Genomic DNA, 248 nt, shown 5'->3' with positions numbered 1-248 from the left:
AGCGCGTCGCGGGACGGCGCCGACAAGGCCAAGGCCGACGGCAACGAGGAAGAAGCGGCGCGCCTGCTCGACAAGAGTTTCACCCCGGCCGCCCAGCACTACCAGGAACTGCTGCAGGAACTGGTCGTCATGCAGCGCGCCAACATCGATGCGACCGCCAAGGCGATCGACGCCAAGGCCGGCATCAGCCAGACCGTGATCGGCGCCCTCACCGCCTGCGCGGTCCTGCTCGGCGCCGCGCTGTCCTG

General features: G+C 69.8%; 1 pseudogene. It reads left to right on the top strand.

Annotated features, from left to right (window positions below):
• Nucleotides 1–248: pseudogene (locus tag KVT32_RS30970) on the top strand (hypothetical protein); the annotation flags it as partial.

Origin of the sequence: Achromobacter sp. GbtcB20 (assembly GCF_019091095.1) — a bacterium.
Taxonomy (GTDB): domain Bacteria; phylum Pseudomonadota; class Gammaproteobacteria; order Burkholderiales; family Burkholderiaceae_B; genus Achromobacter; species Achromobacter mucicolens.
The sequence above is the reverse complement of the archived record's forward strand: the minus strand, read 5'-3'. Positions and strand labels throughout refer to the sequence as shown.